A 24607-nucleotide genomic window follows, 5' to 3' on the forward strand; every position below is an offset into this window, starting at 1 on the left:
CCCTTTCAATGGATCTTGTCCTGCAACTTCTCTTCACCGGCATCGGGATCGGCGCGGTCTATGCGCTGGTGGCGCTCGGTTTCGTGCTGATCTTCCGCGCCACCAACGTCGTCAATTTCGCGCAAGGCGAATTCTCGATGGTGGCGGCCTATCTGATGGTGGTGTTCGCCGTCGACCTGGCGCTGCCATACTGGCTGTCGTTCCTGCTGGCGCTGGCCGGCATGGCGATCCTCGGCGCGGTGTTCAATCTCGGTGTCTATTATCCGCTGCGCCACCGCACCTATCTGCCGGTCATCATCGCCACCATCGGCGCCTCCATCCTGATGGCGAACGGCGTGCTGGCGTTGTACGGCCCGCAGCCGCAGGTGCTGGAGGGCTGGTTCGAGACCCCCGGCATCCAGCTCGGCCCGGTCTATCTCGACAGCCAGTATCTGCTCATCATCGTGGTGACGATGATCCTGGTCGCGTTCAATTACTGGTTCTTCGAAAAGACCATGCTCGGCAAGAAGCTGCAGGCCACCTCGCAGGACAAGGAGATGGCGTCATTGCTCGGCATCTCCGTCTCCACCATGATCATGATCACCTTCATCTATTCGGCCGTGCTCGGCGGCCTCGCCGGCATTCTGGTGGCGCCGATCCTGTTCGTCTCGATCCAGATGGGCTCGACCATCGCGCTGAAGGCCTTCGCCGCCACCATCATCGGCGGCTTCGGCGACGTCACCGGCGCGATCATCGGCGGTCTGTCGCTCGGCATCATCGAGACCTTTGGTGCAGCCTATATATCCGTTCCGTACAAGGACGCCTTCGCCTTCCTGGTGCTGGTGATGTTCCTGGTGTTCCGCCCGCAGGGCATCTTTGGCGAGCGCGTGGCGGAAAAAGCATGAGCAGCACCGAACACGTCCAGACCATCGAACAGCTCGCACGTCCGACGCCGCTGCTGATCCGGCACTCGCCGTATTTCATCGGCGCGGCCATCGTGGTGGCGCTGGCAGCCTCCGCTTCGTTCGATGGCTATATCCTCAACATCCTGATGCAGGCGACGACCTTTGCGATCGCCGTGTTCGGCCTCTCGGTGGTGCTCGGCCTGTGCGGCCAGATCAATCTGGCGCAGGCGGCGTTCTTCGGCTTCGGCGCCTATGCCGTCGGCATCGGCACCGCGGACTACCAGATCAGCTACTGGCTGTGCCTCGTGGCCGGCTGCATCATGGCGCTGCTCGCCGGCGCCGTGCTGGGCATGTCCACCTTGCGGCTCGGCGGGCATTACCTCGCGATGGTGACGATCTCGTTCCAGCAGATCGTGACCCTGGTGATGATCAACGCGATCTGGCTGACGCACGGGCCGGACGGCGTCGGCAAGATCGGCCGTCCCGCTTTGTTCCAGTCGTCGCAATCCTATCTCGCCTTCTGCGTCGCGATGCTGGCGCTGGTCGGTTACCTCGTCTGGCACCTGCCGGATACAAGGCTCGGCCGGGCCATGCGCGCGGTGCGCGACAACGAACTCGCCGCCGGCGTCAACGGCATCGACGTGTTTCGTACCAAGATCTATGCCTTTGCGATTTGCGCCGTACTCGGCGGCCTGGGCGGCGGGCTGTTCGCCGGCGGCTTCGCCTATATCAGCCCGGACCAGTTCTCGTTCGCGGAATCCATCGTATTCCTGACCATGTCGCTACTCGGCGGGGTGGCCTCTCCAATCGGCTCGGCAATCGGCACCGGCCTGCTGATCCTGATCCCGGAATGGCTGCGCTTTCTCAAGAGCGTCCCCGGCCTGTATCTCGCCATCTACGGCCTGTCGGTGATCCTGATCATCCGTTACATGCCGGACGGAATCTGGGGCTTCGTCACCACCTTCTTCGACCGCTTCCGCCGCAAGGTGAAGCTGCCGGCTGAGGGCCTGCCTTTGGTGCTGGCGCCGGCCAAGACCGGCGGCGAGATGGTGCTGGAAGTCACCGGCCTCGCCAAGCATTTCGGCGGCCTCAAGGCCGTGGACGATGTCGATATCGCGGTGCGCCGCGGCGGCGTGCATGCGCTGATCGGGCCGAACGGCTCCGGGAAGACCACCACGCTCAACGTGTTGTCCGGCCTCTATGAGGCGACCGCCGGCCGCGTGCTGCTAGACGGCACCGACGTCACGACCATGCCGCCGCACTTGCGCGCCGCGGCGGGGCTCGGGCGCACCTTCCAGAACATCCGGTTGTTCCGCTCGATGACCGCGCTGGAGAACGTTATCATCGGCGCCGAGCGGCCGGGCAACACGCTGATCGGCAATGGCGGCGAAGCCGCGCTGACGCTGCGGGCGATGGCGGCGCTGGCCTTCGTCGGCCTCGGCCCGCGCGCTAATGAGTTAATCTCCAGCTTCTCCTACGGCCACCAGCGGCTGATCGAGATTGCCCGCGCGCTCGCCGCCAACCCCACGCTGTTGCTGCTCGACGAGCCCGCCGCGGGCCTCAACTCGACCGAGAAGCTCGAACTGCACGAGCTGCTCAAGCGCATCGCGGCGCAGGGGCTGACCATCCTGATCATCGACCACGACATGACGCTGGTGTCGGAGGCCGCCCAGCACATTACCGTGCTCAACTTCGGGCGCCGCATCGCGGACGGCGAATCGATGGCGGTGCTGCGGCATCCCGACGTCGTCTCCGCCTATCTCGGGACAGACTGATGGCGCTTCTGGAAATCAACGACCTCCATGTCCGCTACGGCGAGATCGTGGCCTTGCGCGGCGTCTCCTTCAGCGTCGATGAAGGCCAGGTGGTGACGCTGCTCGGCGCCAACGGCGCCGGCAAGTCGACCACCTTGCGCGCGATCTCCGGCCTTGCCCGGCCGGCGCAGGGCGACATTCTATTTGACGGAAAAAGCATCGCCGGCCTCGGTCCCGAAGCGATCGTGCGGATGGGCATCAGCCACGTGCCGGAGGGGAGGCGGGTGTTTCCCGGCCTCACCGTGAAAGAGAACATCATGCTCGGCGGCTCCAACCGCCGGGCGTCGAAGGCCGAGCTGTCGAAAGAGGCCGACGCGATGTTCGACCTGTTTCCGGACATCCGCAAATTCACCGACGCGCTGGGCTGGACGCTGTCCGGCGGCCAGCTACAGATGGTCGCAGTGGCGCGCGGCCTGATGGCCAAGCCGCGGCTGCTGCTGCTGGACGAGCCTTCGCTGGGACTGGCGCCGGTGATCGTGCAGGCGGTGTTCCGCATTGTCAGCGAGATACGCATGCAAACCACGGTCTTGCTTGTCGAGCAGAACGCGCGCATGGGACTGTCGGTCGCCGATCAGGGCTACGTGCTGGAAACGGGACGGATTGTACTTGGCGGCAAACCGGATGAATTATGGGGCAACGAGGCGATCGCCGCCGCCTATCTCGGCGGCCACGCCAAGCCTTCTGACGAAAAGCCGCTCGCAACCAACGTATAAGGGCGAATGTCCACCCATGGTTACAGTTCCAGTCACCAAGCTCATCGACTTCGTCGCCGACGTGTTCGCGCATGCCGGCTCCTCCGCCGAAGAGGCGAAGCGCATCGCCACCTACCTCACCACGGCCAACCTCACCGGCCATGACAGCCACGGCGTCATCCGCGTGCCGGTCTACATCCGCTGGAAGAACAGCGGCATGATCGTGCCGAACCAGACCATCGAAGTGCCGGTCGACACGCCGTCGCTGGCGGTGGTCGATGGCCGCTTCGGCTATGGCCAGACGGTGGGGCCGCAGGCGGTCAGGATCGGCATCGAGAAGTGCAAGGCCACGGGCCTCGCCGCGATCGCCACGCGCAACTCCGGTCATATCGGCCGCATCGGCGACTGGGCCGAGATGGCGGCGGAGGAGGGGCTGATCTCGATCCACTTCGTCAACGCCGCGGGCTCGGTGCTGGTGGCGCCCTATGGCGGCGTCGAGCGAAGGCTTTCGACAGCGCCGTATTGCGTCGGCATTCCGCGCCCCGGCATGGCGCCGGTGGTGCTGGATTTCGCCACCTCGATCGTCGCCGAAGGCAAGGTGCTGGTCGCCAGCCGCGGCGGCAAGAAGCTGCCGGACGGCGCGCTGATCGATCTCGACGGCACGCTGAGCGAGGACCCCACCTCGCTCTACGGCCCGCATGAGGCCAACGGCCCGCGCGACCATTCCAAGGGCACGGGCGCGATCCGCGCCTTCGGCGAGCACAAGGGCTCCGGCCTCGCGTTGATGTGCGAGTTGCTGGGCGGCGCGCTGACCGGCAACGGCGCCACCAAGCCGAACCGCCCCTTCGCCAATGGCATGTTCGCGATCTATGTCGATCCGAAGCGGATCGATCCTGCGAACTTCTTCGACGGCGAGGTGACGCGCTACATCGACTACTTCAAGGACACAAAGCCGGCGGCCGGCACCGACCATGTGCTGATCCCCGGCGACAAGGAGGCCATGACGCGCGCCGATCGCACGGCGAACGGCGTGCCCTTGCCCGACGAGACCTGGAGCGCCATCGTGCAGACCGCCCGTGAAGTCGGCGTCAGCGAAGAGGCGGTTCGCAACGCTACCAATTAGAGCGCTTCACCATCACCCGTCATTGCGAGGAGCGAAGCGACGCGGCAATCCAGAGCCACAAGCGAAAGAAGACTGGATTGCTTCGTCGCAAGGGCTAAGGGGAAAGCCAATTGGCTTTCCCTGACCTCGCAATGACGCATTCTGAAATCGAGTGGAAAAGGAAAAACAATGGCAAACCGAGTCAAGGAAATCTGGGCATCCGGAAAAGTTGTCGTCAACGCCTGGCTGGCGATCCCGTCGGGATTCTCCGCCGAGGTGATGGCGCAATGCGGCTTCGACAGCGTCACGGTCGATATCCAGCACGGCGTGCAGGACTATCAGTCGATGGTGACATGCTTCCAGGCGATGAGCGGCCAGCCGGTGACGCCGATGGTCCGGGTGCCGTGGAACGAGCCCGGCATCATCGGCAAGGTGCTGGACGGCGGCGCCTATGGCGTGATCTGCCCGATGGTGAATACCCGCGAGGAAGCCGAGAACTTCGTGCAATACGCCAAATATCCGCCGCTCGGCACCCGCTCCAACGGCCCGATCCGCTCCGGCCTTTATGGTGGCGCCGGCGACTACCAGAAGACCGCGAATGACGAGACGCTGTGCATTCCGATGCTGGAAACCCGCACCGCGGTCGACAATATGGAATCGATTCTCGACGTGGAAGGCATTGCCGGCGTCTATGTCGGCCCCTCCGATCTCGGCTTCTCCTATGGCCTGGTGCCGAAGCTCGACCGCGAGGAGCCGGAGATCCTGAAGATCTACGAGAAGCTGGTGAAGGAATGCGGCACCCGCGGCATCTATCCCGGCATCCACTGCTCGGGCCCCGCCGGCGCCAAGCGTGCGATCGACATGGGCTTCAAGCTGGTGACGCTGCTTAACGACAGCGGCATCCTCGCCATCGGCGCGAGGAACTGGGTCGCCGAGACGCGCCAGGGATCCGGCGGCAAGGCGTAACTTATTGTCGTTCCGGGGCGGGAGCGGCGCGAGCCGCTACCGAACCTCAGCCACTCCAATTGGAGTGGTGGGGAACCCCGACATGGGACGATGAACACTTCGAGATTCCGGGTTCGCTCGCGCTGGTGCGCTCGCGCCCCGGAATGACACGTTAATCGACGCACTCGTCCGCAGAGATGAGGCCAACCCCTGGGATGACGACCATGCGAAACCGCTCGCTTCTGCTCAACCGACGCCAGCTCATCGGTGCCGGCGCCGGAGCCGCCGCGCTGCTTTCCGCGCCGTCGCTGCTGCGTGCCAGCACCTGGCCGACCAAGCCGATCCGCATGCTGGCGGGCTCCGCCGCGGGCGGCCAGACCGACCAGTTCGCGCGGGTCTATGGCGAGTATCTGTCGCGCGAGCTCGGCCAGACCGTGGTGGTCGAGAACAAGGCCGGCGCCGGCGGCGCGGTCGCGGCGATGGAGCTGAAGCGCGCCGAGCCCGACGGCCACACCTTGATGATCTGCAATACCACCGCTTACATGCTCAATCCGGTGGTCATCAAGGACATCAAGTACAACGTCGCCGAGGATTTTGCCTGGGTCTCGGTGATGCCGGGCGGCAGCCTGCCGCTCGTGGTCAATGAGAAGGTCGGTGCGAAGACGCTGGCCGAGTTCATCGCCTATGCGCGCCGCACCGAGAAAGTGAATGTCGGCACCTATGCCAGCGGCTCGTTCGCGCACATGGTGATCGTCGAACTCAACAAGCAATACGGCCTCAAGATGGAGGCGGTGCATTACCGCGGCGAGGCGCCGATGTGGACGGATCTCGCCGGTGGCTCGATCGATGCCGGCATCGGCAGCTATGCCGCGGCCTTGCCGGTGCTGCAGACCGGGCGCGCCCGCGCGGTGGCGGTCTCGCGCCGCCGCATCAAGGATCTGCCCGATGTGGCGACCTTCGTGGAGCAAGGCGCCACCTCGCGCGGGCATTCGCTTCTGACGTTTCAGGGCTGCGTTGCCCCGGCGAAGACGCCACCGGAGATCATTGCCAAACTCTCCGAGCTGTTCGTCAACGCCGGCAAGAGCGACCGCGTGCGTGAGCTGCTGAAGAGCCAGGGCATCGACGAAGGCCCGATGACGCTGGCCGCCAGCCAGGCGCATTACGCGACGGAGGCGCCGATCTGGGCCGAGCTGGCCGCGGGCCTGGGATCGCCGCAATAGGTGCAGTACGCAGCGACGCTGAAACTCCGCGACATCGCCTCCGCGAGTCGTCCTCGCGAAAGCGGGGACCCATAGCCTCCGTCGTTGTGATAATTGACGAGATCTGCCGCGCGTCGAGGCCACTGCACGGCGTATGGGTCCCCGCTTTCGCGGGGACGACATGCGGAAAGGCTACCGCGTCATTTCCGACAGGGGTGACGCGCGGGTCGCCACCTTGCGTTCGAGCGGCGAAGCCGCGACGATCCTGACAAGACGGTTCACTGGGGAAACACCATGCTTTACGACGACGTCATTCGCGGCCGCCGCTCGATCCGTGGCTACAAGCCCGATCCGGTGCCCCGCAAACTGATCGAGGAAATCATTGCTTTGGCGATGCGCGCGCCGTCGTCGATGAACGTCCAGCCGTGGAATTTCTACGTCATCACCGGCGAACCGCTCGACCGCATCCGCGCCGGCAATACCGAGCGGATGCTGGCCGGCGTGCCGCAGTCGCGCGAATTCCGCACCGGCCAGGCCTTCGCCGGACCGCACCGCGATCGCCAGGTCGGCGTCGCCAAGCAATTATTCTCCGCCATGGGCATCGCGCGCGACGACAAGGAGATGCGGCAGGACTGGGTGCTGCGCGGCTTTCGCCAGTTCGACGCGCCGGTGTGCGTGATCGTGACCTACGACCGCGCGCTCGACGGCAGCGACGACACGCCGTTCGATTGCGGCGCGGTGGCGACCGCATTGGTCAATGCTGCCTGGTCGCGCGGGCTGGGCTGCGTCATCAACAGCCAGGGCATCATGCAGTCGCCGGTGGTGCGCGAACACGCGGGCATCGCCGACGACCAGGTGATCATGAAAAGCATCGCGCTGGGCTGGCCGGACGACAGCTTCCCGGCGAATGCGGTGGTGTCCGAGCGCCGATCGGTCGAGGAAGCCACCGTGTTCGTCGGCTTCGACGAGTAAACCTGGACCGACTGATCTGTCGCCATGAACGACAAGACCTACATTCTCACCGCCGAGCTGGACGATGCCAGTTTCGATTGGCTCGACGCGCTGCGCCGTGAACATTTTCCGCCCGAGCGTAACGTGTTGTCGGCGCATCTCACGATGTTTCATCGCCTGTCCGGCGCGCAGATCGAGCGGCTGCCGCTGGTTGCCATACCGGACCAGCCGATCGACCTCGATGTCGACGGCTTGCGCTTTCTGGGCGGCGGCGTGGCCTTCAATCTGCGATCACCGGGGCTGGCGCGCCTGCGCGAAGCGATCATCGCCGCGATGGCAGGCGAGTTGTCGCGACAGGACGCCCAGAAATGGACGCCGCATGTGACGGTGCAGAACAAGGTGAAAACGGAAATCGCCCGCGATCTGTTCGTGACGCTCAGTGAAGACTTCGCCGGCCGCGCCGGCCACGCCACGGCATTGCTGGTCTGGGAGTATCTGGGCGGACCCTGGCGGTTGGTCCGGCGCCTGCCGTTCGCGCCCGGCTGAAGCGGGCGCGCAGAGCCGATCCACACCCTTCAGCCCAGAGCGGGGCGAGCCCTCATGCCGCCGCCACGGCGCTTGCCGCCTTGTGCACGCGGTTGCGGCCGGTGTGTTTGGCGACGTAAAGCGCTGCGTCGGCGACACGCAGCAAATCCTCGCCAATGCGCGCGGTGGCGCAGCCGAGGCTGACCGTGATCGACAATTCGCCCTGCGGCGTCGCCACCCGCATGGCGGCGACCGCCAGCCGCAGCCGTTCGGCCATCTCGCTGGCGTCGGACAGGGTCCCGGTCAGCAGCACCGCGAACTCTTCGCCGCCAAGACGCGCAAATACGTCCTTCGGACGGATCGTCTGGCTAATCGTTTCGGCAAAGGCCGTCAGAACCATATCGCCGGCAACATGTCCGTGGCTATCATTGACCCGTTTGAAATGATCGATGTCGAGCATGATCAGCGACAGCGGCGTGCCGTGTTCACTCCAGGCCTGCTGCGCGCGCTCGAACAGATGCTGGAAGCGGGCGCGGTTGGCCGCGCCGGTCAGATGGTCCTGCGTCAGCAGGCGGCGCAGGTCGCCGGTGTCATAGGCCGGCCGCGCGATATCGCGCAACACCACGGTGTAGCCGACGAGATCGCCTTGGCTGCCGACGCGTGCGGCAAGCAGGCGCTGGCACCAGTAGCGCGAGCCGTCGGCCCGCACATGCGACATTTCGTCGAGATGCCAGCCGTCGCGCGCACAGCCCCGCAGCAGCTCGGCCATGCCGACAGCGTCGTCGTCGGTGGACGGAAAGATATCGGCGAGCGTCTGTCCGAGCACCCGCTCGCGGGCTTCGCCGGTCTGCGCCGTCCATGAATCATTGACGGCATCGACCAAGCCATCGGAGGTGATCGAAAGCACGGCATAGTCGTTGATGTCGTTCATCAGCGACGAGAACCAGGTCTCGGCCTGTTTCAGCCGCCGCTCCTGGGCGACCTGCTGGGTGATGTCCGAAATGCAGGCAATGGCGCGGTCGGGGTCCAGCTTGACCAGCGTGCAGGCCAGTACCTTGGGCTCCGGGCCGTCGCGATCGCGCCCGATGTCGACCGTGATGCGGTGACCGTCGCAGACGGTGCCACGCTCGCCGTCAAAGCCATCGAGCAGATTGCGCAATTCCGGCGCGGAGTTTTCCAGCATGGCAAACAGATTGCCGGAATCGCGTGCGCCGGTCAGCGGCAGCAGGTGTTTCATCGCATAGGGGTTGATCATCATGATCGCTCCCAACGCATTGATCTCCACCAGCCCGGTCGGCGCTGCATAGAGGAACTCAAGCAGTCTCTCTTCGTCGCTTACGATCTGCGCCATCGCTTCACCGTGCAATGAGAATGTAGCGCAACGGGGCGGACGGGCTGGCGAGCAGACGCATCCGCACCTGCGTCGGCCGCATCCGCAGCGTCAGCACGTAAGGGATGATCGTATCGAGTTCCGCCTCGTCCTCGAAGCGCTGCGCGACCAGATAGTTGTTCATGCACTGCGCGACAGCGCCGAAGAAATCCGAGCCGATTACCTTGTCCGGTGACAGCCCTGCCATCCGCGATTCGGTAGCGTTGTAGAGCTTGGCGATGCCGGAGCGATCCAGGCCGATGACGCCGAAGGGAAGCTGGTTGCAATCGTCGGGCCGCATCGCCTGCAGGTCTCCCAGCGTCATCGTCTCGATCGTCGTGTCGGTCGTCATATCAGCCAAAATAATCTCCATCGCATCAAGCTGCCACGCTAGGCCACAACCATTAATAGAGTAATAGGATACGCATAAAAAACGTCCGCGGCGTGACGGGCCGACTGCCATGTTCCGGACTGCGAGACCGCGCGGGCCGACGTCTCACCGGGCAGCGCCACACAATGGCGCCTCAATCGCAAGCGTTTACGGATTAAATCGAATGGGCGGCGGGCGGCTGCGCTGCTGGTTACGACGCCAGTGACAGCTTGGAACGGCGGTCATCCCGCATCCAGGCTTCGAGCTGATCGGTCTCGAGCGGTCGCGCGATGAAATAGCCCTGCGCCTCGTCGCACTGCATCTCGCAGAGCCACTGCTGGATAATGGCGGTCTCCACGCCTTCGCCGACCACGCGGTAGCCGAGGTCGTGCGACAGCTGGATCATCGCCCGCACCAGCAGGCGTTCCTTCTCGGCCCATGTGCATCTGATGTTCAGTTCGCTGCCGCAGATTGCCTTGCTCACCTCCGACATCGGCTTGGTCAATATCGTCGCATCCAGGGCGGCAACCGACATGCTGCTGCGCGGCTTCACCAGCGTCCGCGATCTCGGCGGCCCGTCCTTCGGGCTGAAAAGGCGATCGATAGCGGCGTGGTGGCCGGCCCGCGCATCTGACCGTCGGGGGCCCTGATTTCCCAGACCGGCGGCCATGGCGATTTCCGGTTGCCGACCGAATTGCCGGCGGCGCCCGAGGCGTTCGGCTACACGGACCGGATCGGCGCTGCCGCCATCGCGGACGACGAGGCCACCGTGCGCAAGCGCGCGCGAGGCCCGGGTGGTCAAGTGGTATACGCCGGCCGAAACATTGCAGATCGCGACCTACAACAACGGACAGCTTCTCGCGCTGTCAGGTCCGCGCTCGCCCTATCCGGGAAAACTTGGCGTGATCGAAGCGGGCGCGCTGGCCGACCTGCTGCTCGTCGATGGCGATCCGACGAAGGATCTCACGCTGGTGGCGGACGCGGCGAAGAACTTTCTTGTGATCATGAAGGACGGCAAGATCTACAAGAACGTAGTGGCTAAGTAACAAGCCCGGGCTACACAACGAAGCCGAATTTGCGCGACATCGCCTCCGCGAGTAGTCCCCGCGAACGCGGGGACCCATAGCCTCCGTCAGGTGTGATACCAAGACGTCTGCCGCACGCCCAAGTCTTTTCAGGACGCCGGATTGTGTCGCTTGACAATATCCCTAACAGGACTATTATCCGTATCGTCCCGCTCCACTGGGAGGGGCGGCTCGCGATCGTCACGATACGCGGGGCGGGATGCGGTGACGCGACAGCGTCAGGCGCAGAGGTTGGTGGCTGGGCGGCACCCACAAGGGCCGTGAACCATCGATCGAAGCGCTGACGAACCACGCTGTCGCGCCGGCCCAAGTCGTGTGGTTTCTCGATGCCGAACGGGGCATCGCGGATCGGAGAGTTCGCAACGCCTACCGGCCTGCGAGCCGCATCCTCAGTTCCGGGCGTCGACCATTCCGCCGGAAAGAGCACGAAGCAAGCCGGAGCCTCATCGCGTGCGGAACGCCGGGTGATACCCCGGTGAATCCGGAAGTTTCCGGGCGCATTCCCCTTGCCGAATACGGCATCGGCGCCTGGACCATGGGTGCATCGGGCACTCGGCGTTCCGCGCGCCCTCTCGAGAGGGCAGGGAATGCAAGACGAGACGACGGCGTCCCCGCGCCGCAAACAACAGGGGCGATGTCGCATGTCTGTCGATCGGTAGCCCGGATGGAGCCACCGGGTCGCGCGAAGCGCGCCCGATGATGAACTCTACGAAATCCGGGGGCGGCGTTTCAGCAGGTCCGGCATCCCCGGATTTCGCTTCGCTCCATCCGGGCTACGGGCTAGACTCGTTCCAAACAAAAATAACCGAGGAAACAACATGGCCGCATCTCCCGTCATCCGCCTGCATGCCAACGACGCCGTGCTGATCGCCCGCGCCAGCCTGATGCCGGGCGTCGAGGTCTCGCCGGGTGTCGTCACGTCGGAGCGGATTCCGGCCGGCCACAAGGTCGCGATCCGGCCGATCGCGGTCGGCGAAGAGGTGCGCCGCTACGGCCAGATCATCGGCTTCGCGACGCAGCCGATCGCGCCCGGCCAGCACGTGCATACGCAGAATTTGGGCATGGGCGATTTCGCGCGCGACTATGCCTATGGCGTCGATGTCAAGCCGACGCCGAATTTCGATCTGCCGGCGTCCTTCATGGGCATCCGCCGCGACGACGGCCGCATCGCCACGCGCAATTACATCGGCATTCTCACATCGGTGAATTGCAGCGCGCATGTCGCCTCGATGGTCGCCGACGTGTTCAAGAAGAATCCGTTCACCGGCCACAATCCGCTCGAAAACTATCCGAACGTCGACGGCGTCGTCGCGCTGACCCACAAGACTGGCTGCGGCATGACGCAGGACGAGCCGCTGCGGCTGCTGCGCCGGACGCTCGGCGGCTATGCGCGCCACGTCAACTTCTCGCATGTCATCGTGCTGGGGCTGGGCTGCGAGATCAACCAGATCGGCGGGCTGATGGAGGAGCAGAAGCTCGCCGGCCGCCTGCGCGAAATGCAGATCCAGGAAGTCGGCGGCACCCGCAAGACCACCGAGGCCGGCGTCGCTTTCGTGCGCGAAGTGCTGGAAGATTCCAACAAGGCAAAACGCGAGGAAGTCGCGGCCAGCGAGTTGATTGTCGCCCTGCAATGCGGCGGCTCCGACGGCTATTCCGGCATCTCCGCCAATCCGGCGCTGGGGGCGGCGAGCGACATCCTGGTGCGCCACGGCGGCACCGTGATCCTGTCGGAGACGCCGGAGACCTACGGCGCCGAGCATCTTCTCACGCGCCGTGCGGTGTCGCGCGAGGTCGGCGAGAAGCTGGTCGGGCTGATGCGCTGGTGGGACGCCTATTGCGAGCGCGAGGGTGCCGAGATGAACGCCAATCCCTCGCCCGGCAACAAGGTCGGCGGCCTCACCACGATCCTGGAGAAGTCGCTCGGCGCGATGGCCAAGGCCGGCTCGACCAATCTGGTCGACGTGCTGAACTACGCCGAGGCCGTCACCAAGAAGGGTTTTGTGTTCATGGACACGCCGGGATACGACCCGGTGGCCGCGACCGGGCAGGTCGCCGGCGGCGCCAATCTGGTGTGCTTCACCACCGGCCGCGGCTCGGTGTTCGGCTGTAAGCCCGCGCCCTCGATCAAGCTCGCGACCAACACGCCGATGTTCCGGCGGATGGAAGACGACATGGACATCAACTGCGGCACCATCCTCGACGGCGACGAGAGCGTGGAGGCGTGCGGCCAGCGCATCTTCGCGCAGATGCTGAAAACGGCGTCCGGCGCGCCGACCAAGAGCGAGAGTTTTGATTTCGGCGGCGCCGAGTTCGCGCCCTGGGTGTTAGGGGCGACGATGTAACCAACTGTCATTGCCACAAACTGTCATTCCGGGGCGCGAGCGCGTAAGCCGCGAGCGAACCCGGAACCTCGACATGGGACGATGAACATGTCGAGGTTCCGGGTTCGCGTTCGGCTGACGCCGCCCGCGCCCCGGAACGACAAATGGACGCCCCCACAACAGGCAGCGCGTGCCAATTGTTAGGCCTTGATCCAACCCGCCAGCAATGTTCTGCTTAAAAAAGCTGCTGGAGTTGCCCATTGTCGATCTTCGTCGCGCTACATCACGTCACGCATTACAAATACGACCGTCCGATCGATCTCGGCCCGCAAACCATCCGGCTGCGGCCGGCGCCGCATACGCGGACGCCGATTCCGGCCTATTCGCTGAAGGTCACGCCGTCGAACCATTTCGTGAACTGGCAGCAGGATCCGCAGGGCAACTGGCTGGCGCGCTTCGTGTTTCCGGAGAAGGCGACCGAACTCAAGATCGAGGTCGATTTCACCGCCGAGATGACGGTCATCAATCCGTTCGACTTCTTCGTCGAGCCCTATGCCGAGAAATTCCCGTTCGCCTATCCCGACGATCTGAAGTCCGAGCTTGAGCCCTATCTGGCGACCACGCCGTCGGGCCCGCGCTTCAAAGCGTACATGGAGGAGATCGCCAGGGAAGCGCCGAGCACGGTCAACTTCCTGGTCGACCTCAACGCCAGCTTGCGCGAGAAGGTCAACTACATCATCCGCATGGAAGCGGGCATCCAGACCCCGGAAGAGACGTTGGCGCTGGGCTCCGGCTCGTGCCGAGATTCCGCCTGGCTGCTGATCGAGACGGTGCGCCATCTCGGCCTCGCCGCGCGATTTGTCTCCGGCTATCTGATCCAGTTGCGCCCCGACATCGATCCGCTGGAAGGCCCGCGCGAGGTCGAGAACGATTTCACCGACCTGCACGCCTGGGCCGAAGTCTATATCCCCGGCGCCGGCTGGATCGGCTTCGACGCGACCTCGGGCATGTTGACCGGCGAGGGCCATATCCCGGTGGCGGCCACGCCGCATTTCCGCTCGGCCGCGCCGATCTCCGGCATGGCGGGCTTTGCCGAAGTCGAGTTCGGCTTCGAGATGAAGGTCACTCGCGTCCGCGAGGCGCCGCGCATCACCAAGCCGTTTTCGGAAGCTGCCTGGCAGAAGCTCGATGCGCTGGGCGAAACGGTCGATGCCGATCTGGCCGCCGGCGACGTGCGCCTCACGATGGGCGGCGAGCCGACTTTCGTGTCGATGGACGATCTCGAAGGCGCGGAGTGGAACATCTCGGCGGTGGGTCCCACCAAGCGCGGGCTCGGCGACGACCTGATCCGGCGTCTGCGCACGCGCTTTGCGCCCGGAGGCCTGCTGCATTATGGCCAAGGCAAGTGGTATCCCGGCGAGAGCCTGCCGCGCTGGGCTTTCGGCCTGTACTGGCGGAAAGACGGCGTGCCGATCTGGAAGAACGACGCGCTGATCGCGCGCGTCGAAGGCCCGCGCAAGGCCGCGGTCAGCGACGCCGAGAAATTCGCCAAGCGCGCCGCGCAGCGCCTCGGCGTGCCGCTCGACTTCATCATTCCGGCGTTCGAGGACCCCTCGCACTGGCTGCAGAAGGAAGCCGGCCTGCCGCACAATGTCGATCCCAGCGATTCCAAGCTGGCCGATCCCGAAGAGCGCTCGCGGATGGCCAAAGTGTTCGACGAGGGGCTGAACACGCCGAAGGGTTTCGTGCTGCCGATCCAGCGTTGGAACGCGGAGGCCGAGCCGGACCTGCGCTGGCGCTCCGAGCACTGGCAGTTGCGCCGCGGCAATTTGTTTCTCACCCCCGGCGATTCCCCGCTCGGCCTGCGGCTGCCGATCGCCTCCCTGCCGCATGTCCCGGAAGACGACTTTCCCTACATCGTCGAGCGGGACCCGATGGAGCCGCGCGGCGATCTGTCGGCGGAGGATGTCGAGGCGACCGCGCGGGCGAAAGCTGCGGCCGACAAGATTCAGCAGGATCGGCGCAACCGCGGCCCGGTGCGGACCGCGATGTCGATCGAGGTGCGCGACGGCATATTGTGCGCCTTCATGCCGCCGGTGGAGAAGCTGGAGGACTATCTCGAACTGGTCTCGGTGCTGGAAGCGACCGCCGAAGAGATGCAGCTGCAGGTTCACGTCGAGGGCTATCCGCCGCCCTACGATCCGCGCGTCGAGGTGATCAAGGTGACGCCCGATCCCGGCGTGCTGGAGATCAACATCCATCCCGCCGCGACCTGGCGCGAGGCCGTCAACACCACGACGTTCCTGTATGAAGACGCCGCGCGCACGCGGCTCGGCGCCAACCGTTTTCTGGTCGATGGCCGCCACACTGGCACCGGCGGCGGCAACCACGTCGTGGTCGGCGGCAGCACGCCCGCGGATTCGCCGTTCCTGCGCCGGCCCGATCTGTTGAAGAGCCTGGTGCTGTACTGGCAGCGCCATCCCTGCCTGTCCTATCTGTTCTCCGGCATGTTCATCGGCCCGACAAGCCAGGCGCCGCGCATCGACGAGGCGCGTCATGACGGTCTGTATGAATTGGAGATCGCGCTGGCGCAGGTGCCGCCACCCGGCGTGAAGGCGCCGCTGTGGCTGGTCGATCGGCTGTTCCGGCACATCCTGGTCGACATCACCGGCAACACCCATCGCTCCGAGATCTGCATCGACAAGCTCTATTCGCCGGACGGCACCACCGGCCGCCTCGGGCTGGTCGAATTCCGTGCGCTGGAGATGCCGCCCGATCCTCGGATGAGCCTCGCGCAGCAGCTCCTGATCCGCGCGCTGATCGCAAAGATGTGGCGCGAGCCGCAGCAGGGCGGCTTCACGCGCTGGGGCACCACGCTGCATGACCGCTTCATGCTGCCGCATTATCTCTGGGAGGATTTCCAGGACATCCTCGCCGAGCTCGGCCACGCCGGCTACGAATTCTCGAAGGAATGGTACGAGGCGCAGCTCGAGTTCCGCTTCCCGGTGTTCGGCCAGGTCACCAATGGCGGCGTCACGCTGGAAGTCCGTCAGGCGCTGGAGCCGTGGCACGTGCTGGGCGAGGAAAGCTCGGCCGGTGGCACGGTTCGCTACGTCGACTCCTCCGTGGAGCGGCTGCAGCTCAAGGCCAACGGCTTCGTGCCGGGCCGGCACATGATTACCTGCAACGGCCGCGCTTTGCCGATGACCGAGACCGGCCGCTCCGGCGAGACGGTGGCGGGAGTGCGCTTCAAGGCCTGGCAGCCGGCGTCTGGCCTGCATCCGACGATCCCGGTGCACGCGCCATTGACGTTCGATATCGTCGATACCTGGAACCGGCGGTCGCTGGGCGGCTGCGTCTATCATGTCGGCCATCCCGGCGGCCGCAGCTACGAGACCAAGCCGGTCAATTCCTACGAGGCCGAAGCCCGCCGGCTGGCGCGCTTCGAGGCGATCGGCCACACCCCCGGCGAAATGGACCCGCCGAAGCCCGAACGCACACTTGAATTCCCCTTGACCCTCGACTTGAGGACGCCGCTCCTGCATTGAGGTGCCAATCGTGTTGGCAGGAGAGTCGGGATGACGTCACAGACCGGCCAGGGGAGAAAACCCCGTCCGGGGCATCGCAAGGTTGCGCGGTGGACCCGCGACTACGAGCGGCTGCCCGGAATTCCCGACGAATATCTCAAGGCTGACGGCACGCCGCGCGAGGTCTGGACGCGGTTCTTCGATGCCTTTGGTGACCTCCCGGCCGCCGATATCGAGCGCCGCTTCGGCTCGGCCGACCGCCATCTGCGCGAGGCCGGCGTCACCTACCGGGCGCCGGGCGACGTTGCGGACCGGGTCTGGCCGCTCAGCCATGTGCCGCTTTTGATCGACGAGACCGAGTGGAAGCAGATCTCGGTCGCGATGATCCAGCGCGCGCAACTGCACGAGCTGGTGCTGACCGATTTGTACGGCCGCGGCCGGCTGGTCGCGGACGGCGCCGTGCCGGCGGCGGCGATCGCGGGCAGCGCAGAATATCTGCGCGCGATGTGCGGCGTGGCCCCCCCCGGTGGCCGCTATCTGAATTTCTATGCCGCCGATCTCGGCCGCGGCCCCGACGGCCGCTGGTGGGTGCTCGGCGACCGCACCCAGGCGCCGTCCGGCATGGGCTATGCGCTGGAAAACCGCCTGGTGCTGTCGCGCGCCTTCACCGATCTCTACAAGTCGATGAATGTCGAGCGCGTGGCGCCGTTCTTCGAGGCGTTTCGCGACAATCTGCGCGGCTCCGCCGACCGCGACGAGCCGCGCATCGGCCTGCTCACGCCGGGGCCGTTCAGCGAGACCTATTTCGAACACGCCACGCTGGCGCGCTATCTCGGCTTCCTGCTGGTCGAGGGCGACGATCTCGCGGTGTCCGGCGACCGCATCCACATCCGCACCGTGGCCGGCCTGAAGCGGCTCGACGTGCTGCTGCGCCGCGTCGATTCCAATTCGCTCGATCCGCTTGAGCTCGATGCCTCGTCGCAGCTCGGCATCCCCGGCCTGCTCGACGTGATCCGCAAGAACGGCGTGGTCGTCGCCAACATGCCCGGCACCGGCGTGATGGAAGCGCGCGCGCTGCTCGGTTTCATGCCGAGCCTGTGCGAAAAGCTGCTCGGCGAAAAGCTGCAGATGCCGCATATCGCGACCTGGTGGTGCGGCCAGAAGGCGGCGCGCGAGGAAGTGCTGGACCGGCTCGACGACTTCGTCATCGAGAGCGCCTACGGCCAGTCGGTGCCGGGCTTCCCGGGTCCCGGCCCGGTGCTCGCCGCCAATTTGTCGCCGGCCGATCGCGACCGGCTGCGCGCCGCGATCCAGAACCGCGGCATCGATTATGTCGGCCAGGAGCTGGTGCAGCTCTCGACCACGCCGGTGTGGGACAACGGCCGCCTCGCGCCGCGCCCGTTCGTGCTGCGGGTGTTCGCCGCCGCCACGCCGCAAGGCTGGACCATCATGCCCGGCGGCTTCTGCCGCATCGCCGACCAGCCCGATGCGCGTGCGGTATCGATGGGCGCGGGTGCCCGTGCCGCCGACGTCTGGGTCGTCGCCGACCGGGCGGTGCCGACCACCACGCTGCTGCCGGCGGTCGAGACCGTCCGCATCCGCCGCATTGCGGGCTGGGTGCCGAGCCGGGCTGCCGACAATCTGTTCTGGCTCGGCCGCTACCTGGAGCGCGCCGAGGCGACCTTGCGTCTGGTGCGCGCGCTCGGCGTGCCGCAGCGCGACCCCGGCAAGGGCGGCGCCTCGGCGCAGCATTCGGTCGAACGCATCCAGCGCCTGCTGGTGGCCTGGGGCGCGACCTCCGGGACCGCGCGCTCGCAGCCCGCTAAGGTCGCCGCGCAAGCCCTGCAAAGCGAGGAGAAGTTCGGCTCCGCGCTGTCATTAGTGCGCTCAGCGCAACGCACCGCGACGTCGCTGCGCGAACGGCTGTCGCCGGACGCCTGGCAGGTCATCACAGAGATGGCCGACCGGCTCGGCAAGGAGGTCGAGGACGATGACGGCGTGGTCAGCGCCGCCGAACTCACATTGCAGGAGCTGGCGAGCTTCGCCGGTCTGGCGCAGGAAAATATGAACCGCGCCGCCGGCTGGCGTTTTCTCGAGATGGGCCGCCGCGCCGAACGCGCCATCAACACCACGCGCTTTGCCCGGCAGTTTGCCTATGACGAAGCCAGCGCCGACGATCTCGATATTCTTTTGACGCTGGTGGATTGCCAGATCACCTACCGCTCGCGCTATCTGGTCGGCCCGTTGCTGGCGCCGGTGCGCGATCTCGTGATGCTCGACCCCTATAATCCGCGCTCGGTCGCGTTCCAGGTGTCGGCGCTCAACGATCACATCGCCAATCTCCCGGCGCTGAAAGAGGACGGTCTGATGGAGCGTCCGCAGCGGCTGGCGATGGCGCTGCAGACATCGCTCACCACCGGGGAAGCCTCGGAGCTGAATACCAAATCGCTATTCGTGCTGGAGCAGGACCTGCTCAGTCTTTCCAGCGCGATCGGCTCGCATTATTTCCCGCACGCCTCCAGCGCGACGCGGCCGGAAAAACTGACGGGGCTGGCGTGATCTACGATATTCGCCACGTCACCACCTACAATTACGAAAGCCCGGTCAGCTTCGCGCGCTGCTCGCTGCGGCTGGAGCCAATAACCAGCCCGGGCCAGCATCTGGTCTCGCACCATGTCGAGATCAAGCCGACCCCGGCGAGCCGCACGACGCGCACCGATTTTTTCGGCACCGCGACCGAGACCGTGCTAATCGAGACCCCGCACCGCACGCTGCGGATCGACAGCCGCTCCCGCGTCTATGTCGAGCGCACGGTGCCTGTCCGCAGCGACGACAGTCCGGCGTGGGAGAACGTGCGCGAGGCGTCGTATAAATCGGCCGATCTTGGTGCGGCGTCGCCGATCGGCTATGTCTTTGCCAGCCCGCTGGTGCCGCTGCTGGCCGATGTTACCGCCTATGCCGCGGTGAGTTTCACGCCGGGCCGCGGCATGCTGGAAGCGACGATCGACCTGATGCACCGCATTCGAACCGAGTTCAGATATGATCCGAAGGCCACAGTGATTTCCACCCCGCTGCAGGAGGTGCTGGAAAAGCGCCACGGCGTCTGCCAGGACTTCGCCCACATCATGATCTCCGGCCTGCGCGGGCTCGGCCTGCCGGCGGCCTATGTCTCCGGCTATCTGCGCACCATCCCGCCACCGGGGCAGCCGCGGCTGCAGGGCGCCGACGCCACGCATGCCTGGGCTTCGGTGTGGTGCGGCAAGCAACTCGGCTGGGTCGGCTTCGACCCGACCAACGACATTCTGGTGGAGAACGACCACATCATCCTCGCTGTCGCCCGTGACTTCTCCGACGTGTCGCCGGTCGATGGCGTCATCATCGGCGCGCGCAAGCAGAAGCTCGCCGTCGGCGTCGACGTATTGCTGGTCGAATGAGCACGCCCCGCACGTTCAACACCTATGACGTCATCATCCTCGGCGCCGGCGCTGCAGGCTTGATGTGCGCCGGTACAGCCTCCCAGCGCGGCCGTTCGGTGCTGCTGCTGGAGCAGGCGAGGGCGCCCGGCGAAAAGATCCGCATCTCCGGCGGCGGCCGCTGCAATTTCACCAATTTGCACACCTCGCCGGCGAATTTCCTGTCGAACAATCCGCAGTTCTGCAAATCGGCGCTGAAGAGCTACACCCAACAGGATTTCATCGCGCTGGTCGACAAGTATCGCATCGCCTATCACGAGAAGACGAAAGGCCAATTGTTCTGCGACGGCTCGGCGCAGCAGATCATCGACATGCTGCTGTCGGAAAGCCGGCGCGGCGACGCGCAGATGCGGCTCGGCGTCCAGATCCTCGGCGTGTCGAAGAACGAATCCGGCTTCGTCGTCGGGACCGACCAGGGCGAGTATCGCAGCCGCTCGCTGGTGGTCGCCACCGGTGGGCCGTCGATTCCGAAAATGGGCGCCAGCGCGTTCGGCTACAAGACGGCGCAGCAATTCGGCCACAAGATGGTGCCGCCGCGCGCTGGCCTCGTCCCGCTGACCTTCGACGTCGGCCAACTCGCGCAGTTCAAGGAGCTGGCGGGGCTGGCGGTAGATGCCGCGGTCAGCACCGGCAAGGCGCGCTTCGAGGAGGCTCTGCTGTTCACCCATCGCGGGCTGAGCGGGCCCGCGGTGCTGCAGATCTCGTCGTACTGGCGCGACGGCCAGGACGTCATGATCGACATGGCGCCGGATGTCGATGTGCTGGCCGGGCTGAAGCAGGCGCGCCGCGAACGGCCGCGCCAGGAGCTGGCGACGGTACTGACCGAGCTGCTGCCGAAGCGACTGGCGCAGATGGCGTCGGAGCGCGTGGCCGGCCCGCCGCGGCTGGCGGACTATTCCGACAAGTTTCTCGCGGCAGCGACGGCGGCGGTCAAGGAATGGCGGGTGCGCCCGAACGGTACCGAGGGGTATCGCACGGCTGAAGTCACGCTCGGCGGCGTCGATACCACCGAACTATCCTCGAAGACGTTCGAATCGAAATTGGTGCCGGGATTGTACTTCATCGGCGAAGTCGTCGATGTCACCGGCCATCTCGGCGGATTTAATTTTCAGTGGGCGTGGTCGTCCGGCTTCGCGGCCGGTAACGGAATCTAGTAAAAGCGCGCACCGGCGTCGCCGCCGGGCCACCTTCCGTAAAATTACGGTTTGCCGCAGAGACCCTAATTTAACTATGCCGCGACATTGTTGTCGTGCGGATATCAAACTCAGGCTAGCGAAAAAATCCTGATGTCCTGGCCGCGTTCACCGCCCTCTCGATGGAGGGATCCGCACCGAGATAAACGCAGCTGAATACCGCTTCAAGCCTGCGATTGACACAGGAGCTCCCATGAGCAGCAATAATTCACTGTCTGAGCGCCTTCGTTTCAATCTGATCGACCAGGAGACCATGGCGGCCCTGCGTGAAGCCAAGACGTTTGTGCTCGGCGAACTTCCCGGGGTGCTCGACGCCTTCTACGATCACATCGGAAAGTTTTCCGACACCGCGAAATTCTTCAAGAGCCGTGATCACATGATGCACGCCAAGAAGATGCAGATCCAGCACTGGTCGGTGATCCTGGATGCGCGGTTCGACGATACGTACTCTGCGTCGGTCACCAAGATCGGCGAGGTTCACAACAAGCTCGGGCTCGAGCCGCGCTGGTACATCGGCGGCTATAACGCGCTGGCAGCCGGGCTGGTGCACGCCATCGCCACCAAGATGCCATTCGGCAGGTTCGACTCCAGCGCGAAGAAGAAACGCGCGGCGTTCCAGACCGCGATTATCAAGGCTGCGATGCTCGACATGGATCTGGCGATCTCGGTCTATGTCGAGGGAGGTCGCCGCGAACGTCGCGAGATGCTGGATCGCCTGGCCGTGGATTTCGAACGAACCGTGGGCGGCGTGGTTGGGATCGTGGCGTCGGCCTCCACCGAATTGCAGACCGCGGCGCAGATGCTCACCTCTTCGGCGAGCACGGCGACGGCGCAGTCGCAGGTGGTCGATAACGCATCGCGCGAAGCGTCGTCGAGCGTGCAGGCGGTCGCAGTGGCGACGGAAGAACTCACCAGCTCGATCAGCGAGATTTCCCGTCAGGTCAATGAATCCTCGCGGATTGCAAGTGCCGCCGTGCGCGATGCGGATGAAACCGCGGTGAAGATGAACCGGCTCGCCGAAGGCGCTCAGAAGATCGGAACGGTGGTCGAACTGATCAACAACATCGCGGCGCAGACCAATTTGCTGGCGCTGAACGCGACCATCGAAGCGGCACGCGCCGGCGAGGCCGGCCGCGGCTTTGCGGTCGTGGCACAGGAGGTCAAGTCGCTGGCCGAACAGACCGCCAAGGCGACGGCGGAGATCGCCGAACAGGTCGGCGACATCCAGAGCTCGACCACGGAATCGGTCGCGGCGATCGGTACCATCACCAAGGTCATCGGTGCGCTGAGCGAGATCTCCACCGCCATCTCGGCTGCGGTCGAGCAGCAGGGCGCCGCGACCAACGAGATCTCGCGCAGCGTCCAGCAAGTGTCGCGCGGCACCAGTACGGTGTCGTCCAATATCGCCGGCATCACGGCGTCTGCCGGTGAAACCGGTGCCGCCGCCTCGCAGGTGCTGGCTTCGGCGTCCGAATTGTCACGCCAGTCCGAGCAGTTGCGCGGGGAGGTCGACAAGTTCCTCGCCACCGTCAAGGCTGCGTAACGCGGCTTCCATGCTAGTCTGCGCCGTGGCCGGCCTCCCGAAACGTTCGGGAGCAGCCGGCCCCGGAGTTTGCCATGATCTATCGCCACGCCATCGCCGCGCAGACCCATGTCTTTGCCGACCTGCGCGACCTGATGGCCAAGGCGACGCCGCCGCGCTCCGGCGACCGGCTGGCCGGCGTCGCCGCCGACAGCGCCGAGCAGATGATCGCCGCCCGCATGGCGCTGGCGAACGTGCCGCTGTCGCAATTCCTGCAGGAGACCGTCGTGCCTTACGAGGACGATGAGGTCACGCGGCTGATCATCGACAGCCATGACGCCCCGGCCTTTGCCCCGATTGCGTCGCTGACCGTCGGCGGCTTGCGCGACTGGCTGCTGTCGGAGGCCGCGACGCCGCAGGTTCTGCGGCGGCTCGCGCCGGGCATCACGCCGGAAATGGCCGCCGCGGTCTCCAAGCTGATGCGCAACCAGGACCTGATCCTGGTGGCGAAGAAATGCGAGGTGATCACCCGCTTCCGCAACACCATCGGCCTGCGCGGCCGGATGAGTGTGCGGCTGCAGCCCAACCATCCGTTCGACGATATTCGCGGCATCACCGCTTCGGTGCTCGATGGCCTGATGCTCGGCGCCGGCGATGCCTGCATCGGCATCAACCCTGCGAGCGACGATCCCGCGGTGCTGGGCGGCCTGGTGCGGCTGCTCGACGAGGTCATCGGCAAGCTGCAGATCCCGACGCAGAGCTGCGTGCTGGCTCATGTCACGACCTCGCTCGATCTTATCGACCAGGGCTTTCCCGTCGATCTCGTGTTCCAGTCGATTGCGGGCACCCAAGCCGCCAACAAGAGTTTCGGCATCGATCTGGCCATCCTGAAGGAGGCGCATCAGGCCGGGCTTTCGCTGAAGCGCGGCACCGTGGGCGACAATGTGATGTATTTCGAGACCGGGCAGGGCAGTGCGCTATCCGCCAATGCCCATCACGGCGTCGACCAGCAGACGCTGGAGGCGCGCGCCTATGCCGTGGCCCGCGCCTTTAATCCCCTGCTGGTCAACAGCGTGGTCGGCTTCATCGGCCCGGAATATCTCTATGACGGCAAGGAGATTATCCGCGCCGGGCTGGAGGATCATTGCTGCGGCAAGCTGCTCGGCCTGCCGCTCGGCATCGACGTCTGTTACACCAACCATGCCGAGGCCGACCAGGACGACATGGACAATCTTCTGACGCTACTGGCAGCGGCTGGCGTGACTTTCATCATGGGCGTGCCCGGCGCCGACGACGTGATGCTGAATTATCAGTCGACGTCGTTCCACGACGCGCTCTATGTCCGTGATCTGTTCGGATTGAAGCGGGCGCCGGAATTCGACGACTGGCTGGTGCGCGCCGGCCTGACGGACAGGGATTTCCGCATCGACGGCCATGACGGCCTGCTGCCGGAGCTGGCACGGCTGATCGCCTGATGTCATCGCCGCGTCATGCGCCTGCTGTCACCTAATCGTCAAAGCACGCCACAATCTTGAAGAATTTGTAGCCCAGCCTTAAGCACCATGATTAGATCGGCTTTTACCCGGCGGGAGTGGAACCGCTTGAACCTTAAGACATTAGTCCCTGCGCCGAGTA

19 protein-coding genes are annotated in these 24607 nt (G+C 65.3%); 16 read left to right on the forward strand and 3 right to left on the reverse strand.

The genetic code is table 11. From position 1 onward, the window contains the following. The first annotated feature begins 8 nt into the window (after positions 1-8). The 8 genes from FIU28_RS09955 (at position 9) to FIU28_RS09990 (ending at position 8133) form a co-directional block, all read left to right on the forward strand. The gene (locus FIU28_RS09955; protein ID WP_143572784.1) at positions 9-884 is read left to right on the forward strand and encodes a branched-chain amino acid ABC transporter permease; all 876 of its coding nucleotides are present in this window, start codon (positions 9-11) and stop codon (positions 882-884) included. Then, positions 881-2659 (forward strand): branched-chain amino acid ABC transporter ATP-binding protein/permease, encoded by a 1779-nt coding sequence (locus FIU28_RS09960; RefSeq protein ID WP_143572785.1) that lies wholly within the window; start codon positions 881-883, stop codon positions 2657-2659. The genes FIU28_RS09955 and FIU28_RS09960 overlap by 4 nt, the downstream gene beginning before the upstream one ends. Then, entirely contained in the window at positions 2659-3411 is a 753-nt protein-coding gene (locus FIU28_RS09965; protein WP_143572786.1) for an ABC transporter ATP-binding protein, read from the forward strand. The genes FIU28_RS09960 and FIU28_RS09965 overlap by 1 nt, the downstream gene beginning before the upstream one ends. Before the next feature lie 16 nt (positions 3412-3427). Beyond that, a complete protein-coding gene (locus FIU28_RS09970) occupies positions 3428-4513 on the forward strand; it encodes a malate/lactate/ureidoglycolate dehydrogenase (RefSeq protein WP_143572787.1) in 1086 nt (361 codons plus the stop codon). 168 nt (positions 4514-4681) lie between these two features. Next, complete coding sequence (locus FIU28_RS09975; RefSeq protein WP_143572788.1) at positions 4682-5458, forward strand: HpcH/HpaI aldolase family protein; 777 nt, start codon at positions 4682-4684, stop codon at positions 5456-5458. 203 nt (positions 5459-5661) lie between these two features. Continuing rightward, positions 5662-6657 (forward strand): Bug family tripartite tricarboxylate transporter substrate binding protein, encoded by a 996-nt coding sequence (locus tag FIU28_RS09980; protein ID WP_168202904.1) that lies wholly within the window; start codon positions 5662-5664, stop codon positions 6655-6657. A 273-nt stretch (positions 6658-6930) separates the two neighbouring features. Further along, positions 6931-7608 (forward strand): nitroreductase, encoded by a 678-nt coding sequence (locus tag FIU28_RS09985; RefSeq protein ID WP_143572790.1) that lies wholly within the window; start codon positions 6931-6933, stop codon positions 7606-7608. A 24-nt stretch (positions 7609-7632) separates the two neighbouring features. Beyond that, a complete protein-coding gene (locus tag FIU28_RS09990; protein WP_143572791.1) occupies positions 7633-8133 on the forward strand; it encodes a 2'-5' RNA ligase family protein in 501 nt (166 codons plus the stop codon). A gap of 52 nt (positions 8134-8185) precedes the next feature. Here the strand turns inward: FIU28_RS09990 and FIU28_RS09995 are convergent, their stop codons facing one another. The 3 genes from FIU28_RS09995 to FIU28_RS26940 all read right to left on the reverse strand — a co-directional run bounded on the left by FIU28_RS09995 (position 8186) and on the right by FIU28_RS26940 (position 10653). Beyond that, a complete protein-coding gene (locus FIU28_RS09995; protein ID WP_143572792.1) occupies positions 8186-9463 on the reverse strand; it encodes a sensor domain-containing diguanylate cyclase in 1278 nt (425 codons plus the stop codon). Between the two features lie 4 nt (positions 9464-9467). Further along, positions 9468-9842 carry a hypothetical protein gene (locus FIU28_RS10000; RefSeq protein WP_210245494.1) on the reverse strand — a complete coding sequence of 125 codons (375 nt, stop codon included), beginning with the start codon at positions 9840-9842 and terminating at the stop codon, positions 9468-9470. Positions 9843-10062: 220 nt separating this feature from the next. Further along, positions 10063-10653, reverse strand: coding sequence for an EAL domain-containing protein (locus FIU28_RS26940; protein ID WP_246660933.1), 591 nt, complete (start codon positions 10651-10653; stop codon positions 10063-10065). Between FIU28_RS26940 and FIU28_RS26690 the strand changes: the two genes are divergently transcribed. The 8 genes from FIU28_RS26690 to FIU28_RS10045 all read left to right on the forward strand — a co-directional run bounded on the left by FIU28_RS26690 (position 10646) and on the right by FIU28_RS10045 (position 24447). Further along, positions 10646-10897 carry a hypothetical protein gene (locus FIU28_RS26690; protein ID WP_210245495.1) on the forward strand — a complete coding sequence of 84 codons (252 nt, stop codon included), beginning with the start codon at positions 10646-10648 and terminating at the stop codon, positions 10895-10897. The genes FIU28_RS26940 and FIU28_RS26690 overlap by 8 nt on opposite strands. 857 nt (positions 10898-11754) lie before the next feature. Continuing rightward, positions 11755-13278 carry a UxaA family hydrolase gene (locus FIU28_RS10015; RefSeq protein WP_143572794.1) on the forward strand — a complete coding sequence of 508 codons (1524 nt, stop codon included), beginning with the start codon at positions 11755-11757 and terminating at the stop codon, positions 13276-13278. Positions 13279-13517: 239 nt separating this feature from the next. Beyond that, the gene (locus tag FIU28_RS10020; RefSeq protein ID WP_143572795.1) at positions 13518-16805 is read left to right on the forward strand and encodes a transglutaminase family protein; all 3288 of its coding nucleotides are present in this window, start codon (positions 13518-13520) and stop codon (positions 16803-16805) included. A gap of 30 nt (positions 16806-16835) precedes the next feature. Then, a complete protein-coding gene (locus tag FIU28_RS10025; RefSeq protein WP_143572796.1) occupies positions 16836-19343 on the forward strand; it encodes a circularly permuted type 2 ATP-grasp protein in 2508 nt (835 codons plus the stop codon). Then, positions 19340-20218, forward strand: coding sequence for a transglutaminase family protein (locus FIU28_RS10030; RefSeq protein ID WP_143572797.1), 879 nt, complete (start codon positions 19340-19342; stop codon positions 20216-20218). The genes FIU28_RS10025 and FIU28_RS10030 overlap by 4 nt, the downstream gene beginning before the upstream one ends. Further along, a complete protein-coding gene (locus FIU28_RS10035) occupies positions 20215-21411 on the forward strand; it encodes an NAD(P)/FAD-dependent oxidoreductase (protein WP_143572798.1) in 1197 nt (398 codons plus the stop codon). Before FIU28_RS10030 ends, FIU28_RS10035 begins: the two co-directional genes overlap by 4 nt. A 232-nt stretch (positions 21412-21643) precedes the next feature. After that, the gene (locus FIU28_RS10040; RefSeq protein ID WP_143572799.1) at positions 21644-22993 is read left to right on the forward strand and encodes a globin-coupled sensor protein; all 1350 of its coding nucleotides are present in this window, start codon (positions 21644-21646) and stop codon (positions 22991-22993) included. A gap of 74 nt (positions 22994-23067) precedes the next feature. Next, a complete protein-coding gene (locus tag FIU28_RS10045; RefSeq protein WP_143572800.1) occupies positions 23068-24447 on the forward strand; it encodes an ethanolamine ammonia-lyase subunit EutB in 1380 nt (459 codons plus the stop codon). Positions 24448-24607 lie beyond the last annotated feature (160 nt).

Source organism: Tardiphaga sp. vice154, assembly GCF_007018645.1.
Lineage (GTDB): Bacteria > Pseudomonadota > Alphaproteobacteria > Rhizobiales > Xanthobacteraceae > Tardiphaga.

What these genes read in the sequence shown, in the direction of transcription:
- FIU28_RS10045 (WP_143572800.1), top strand. Translation starts at nt 23,068, where the DNA reads ATGATCTATCGCCACGCCATCGCCGCGCAGACCCATGTCTTTGCCGAC.
- FIU28_RS09980 (WP_168202904.1), top strand. Translation starts at nt 5,662, where the DNA reads ATGCGAAACCGCTCGCTTCTGCTCAACCGACGCCAGCTCATCGGTGCC.
- FIU28_RS10015 (WP_143572794.1), top strand. Translation starts at nt 11,755, where the DNA reads ATGGCCGCATCTCCCGTCATCCGCCTGCATGCCAACGACGCCGTGCTG.
- FIU28_RS09960 (WP_143572785.1), top strand. Translation starts at nt 881, where the DNA reads ATGAGCAGCACCGAACACGTCCAGACCATCGAACAGCTCGCACGTCCG.
- FIU28_RS10035 (WP_143572798.1), top strand. Translation starts at nt 20,215, where the DNA reads ATGAGCACGCCCCGCACGTTCAACACCTATGACGTCATCATCCTCGGC.
- FIU28_RS09990 (WP_143572791.1), top strand. Translation starts at nt 7,633, where the DNA reads ATGAACGACAAGACCTACATTCTCACCGCCGAGCTGGACGATGCCAGT.
- FIU28_RS10040 (WP_143572799.1), top strand. Translation starts at nt 21,644, where the DNA reads ATGAGCAGCAATAATTCACTGTCTGAGCGCCTTCGTTTCAATCTGATC.
- FIU28_RS09985 (WP_143572790.1), top strand. Translation starts at nt 6,931, where the DNA reads ATGCTTTACGACGACGTCATTCGCGGCCGCCGCTCGATCCGTGGCTAC.
- FIU28_RS09975 (WP_143572788.1), top strand. Translation starts at nt 4,682, where the DNA reads ATGGCAAACCGAGTCAAGGAAATCTGGGCATCCGGAAAAGTTGTCGTC.
- FIU28_RS09970 (WP_143572787.1), top strand. Translation starts at nt 3,428, where the DNA reads ATGGTTACAGTTCCAGTCACCAAGCTCATCGACTTCGTCGCCGACGTG.
- FIU28_RS09955 (WP_143572784.1), top strand. Translation starts at nt 9, where the DNA reads ATGGATCTTGTCCTGCAACTTCTCTTCACCGGCATCGGGATCGGCGCG.
- FIU28_RS09965 (WP_143572786.1), top strand. Translation starts at nt 2,659, where the DNA reads ATGGCGCTTCTGGAAATCAACGACCTCCATGTCCGCTACGGCGAGATC.
- FIU28_RS09995 (WP_143572792.1), bottom strand. Translation starts at nt 9,463, where the DNA reads ATGGCGCAGATCGTAAGCGACGAAGAGAGACTGCTTGAGTTCCTCTAT.
- FIU28_RS10025 (WP_143572796.1), top strand. Translation starts at nt 16,836, where the DNA reads ATGACGTCACAGACCGGCCAGGGGAGAAAACCCCGTCCGGGGCATCGC.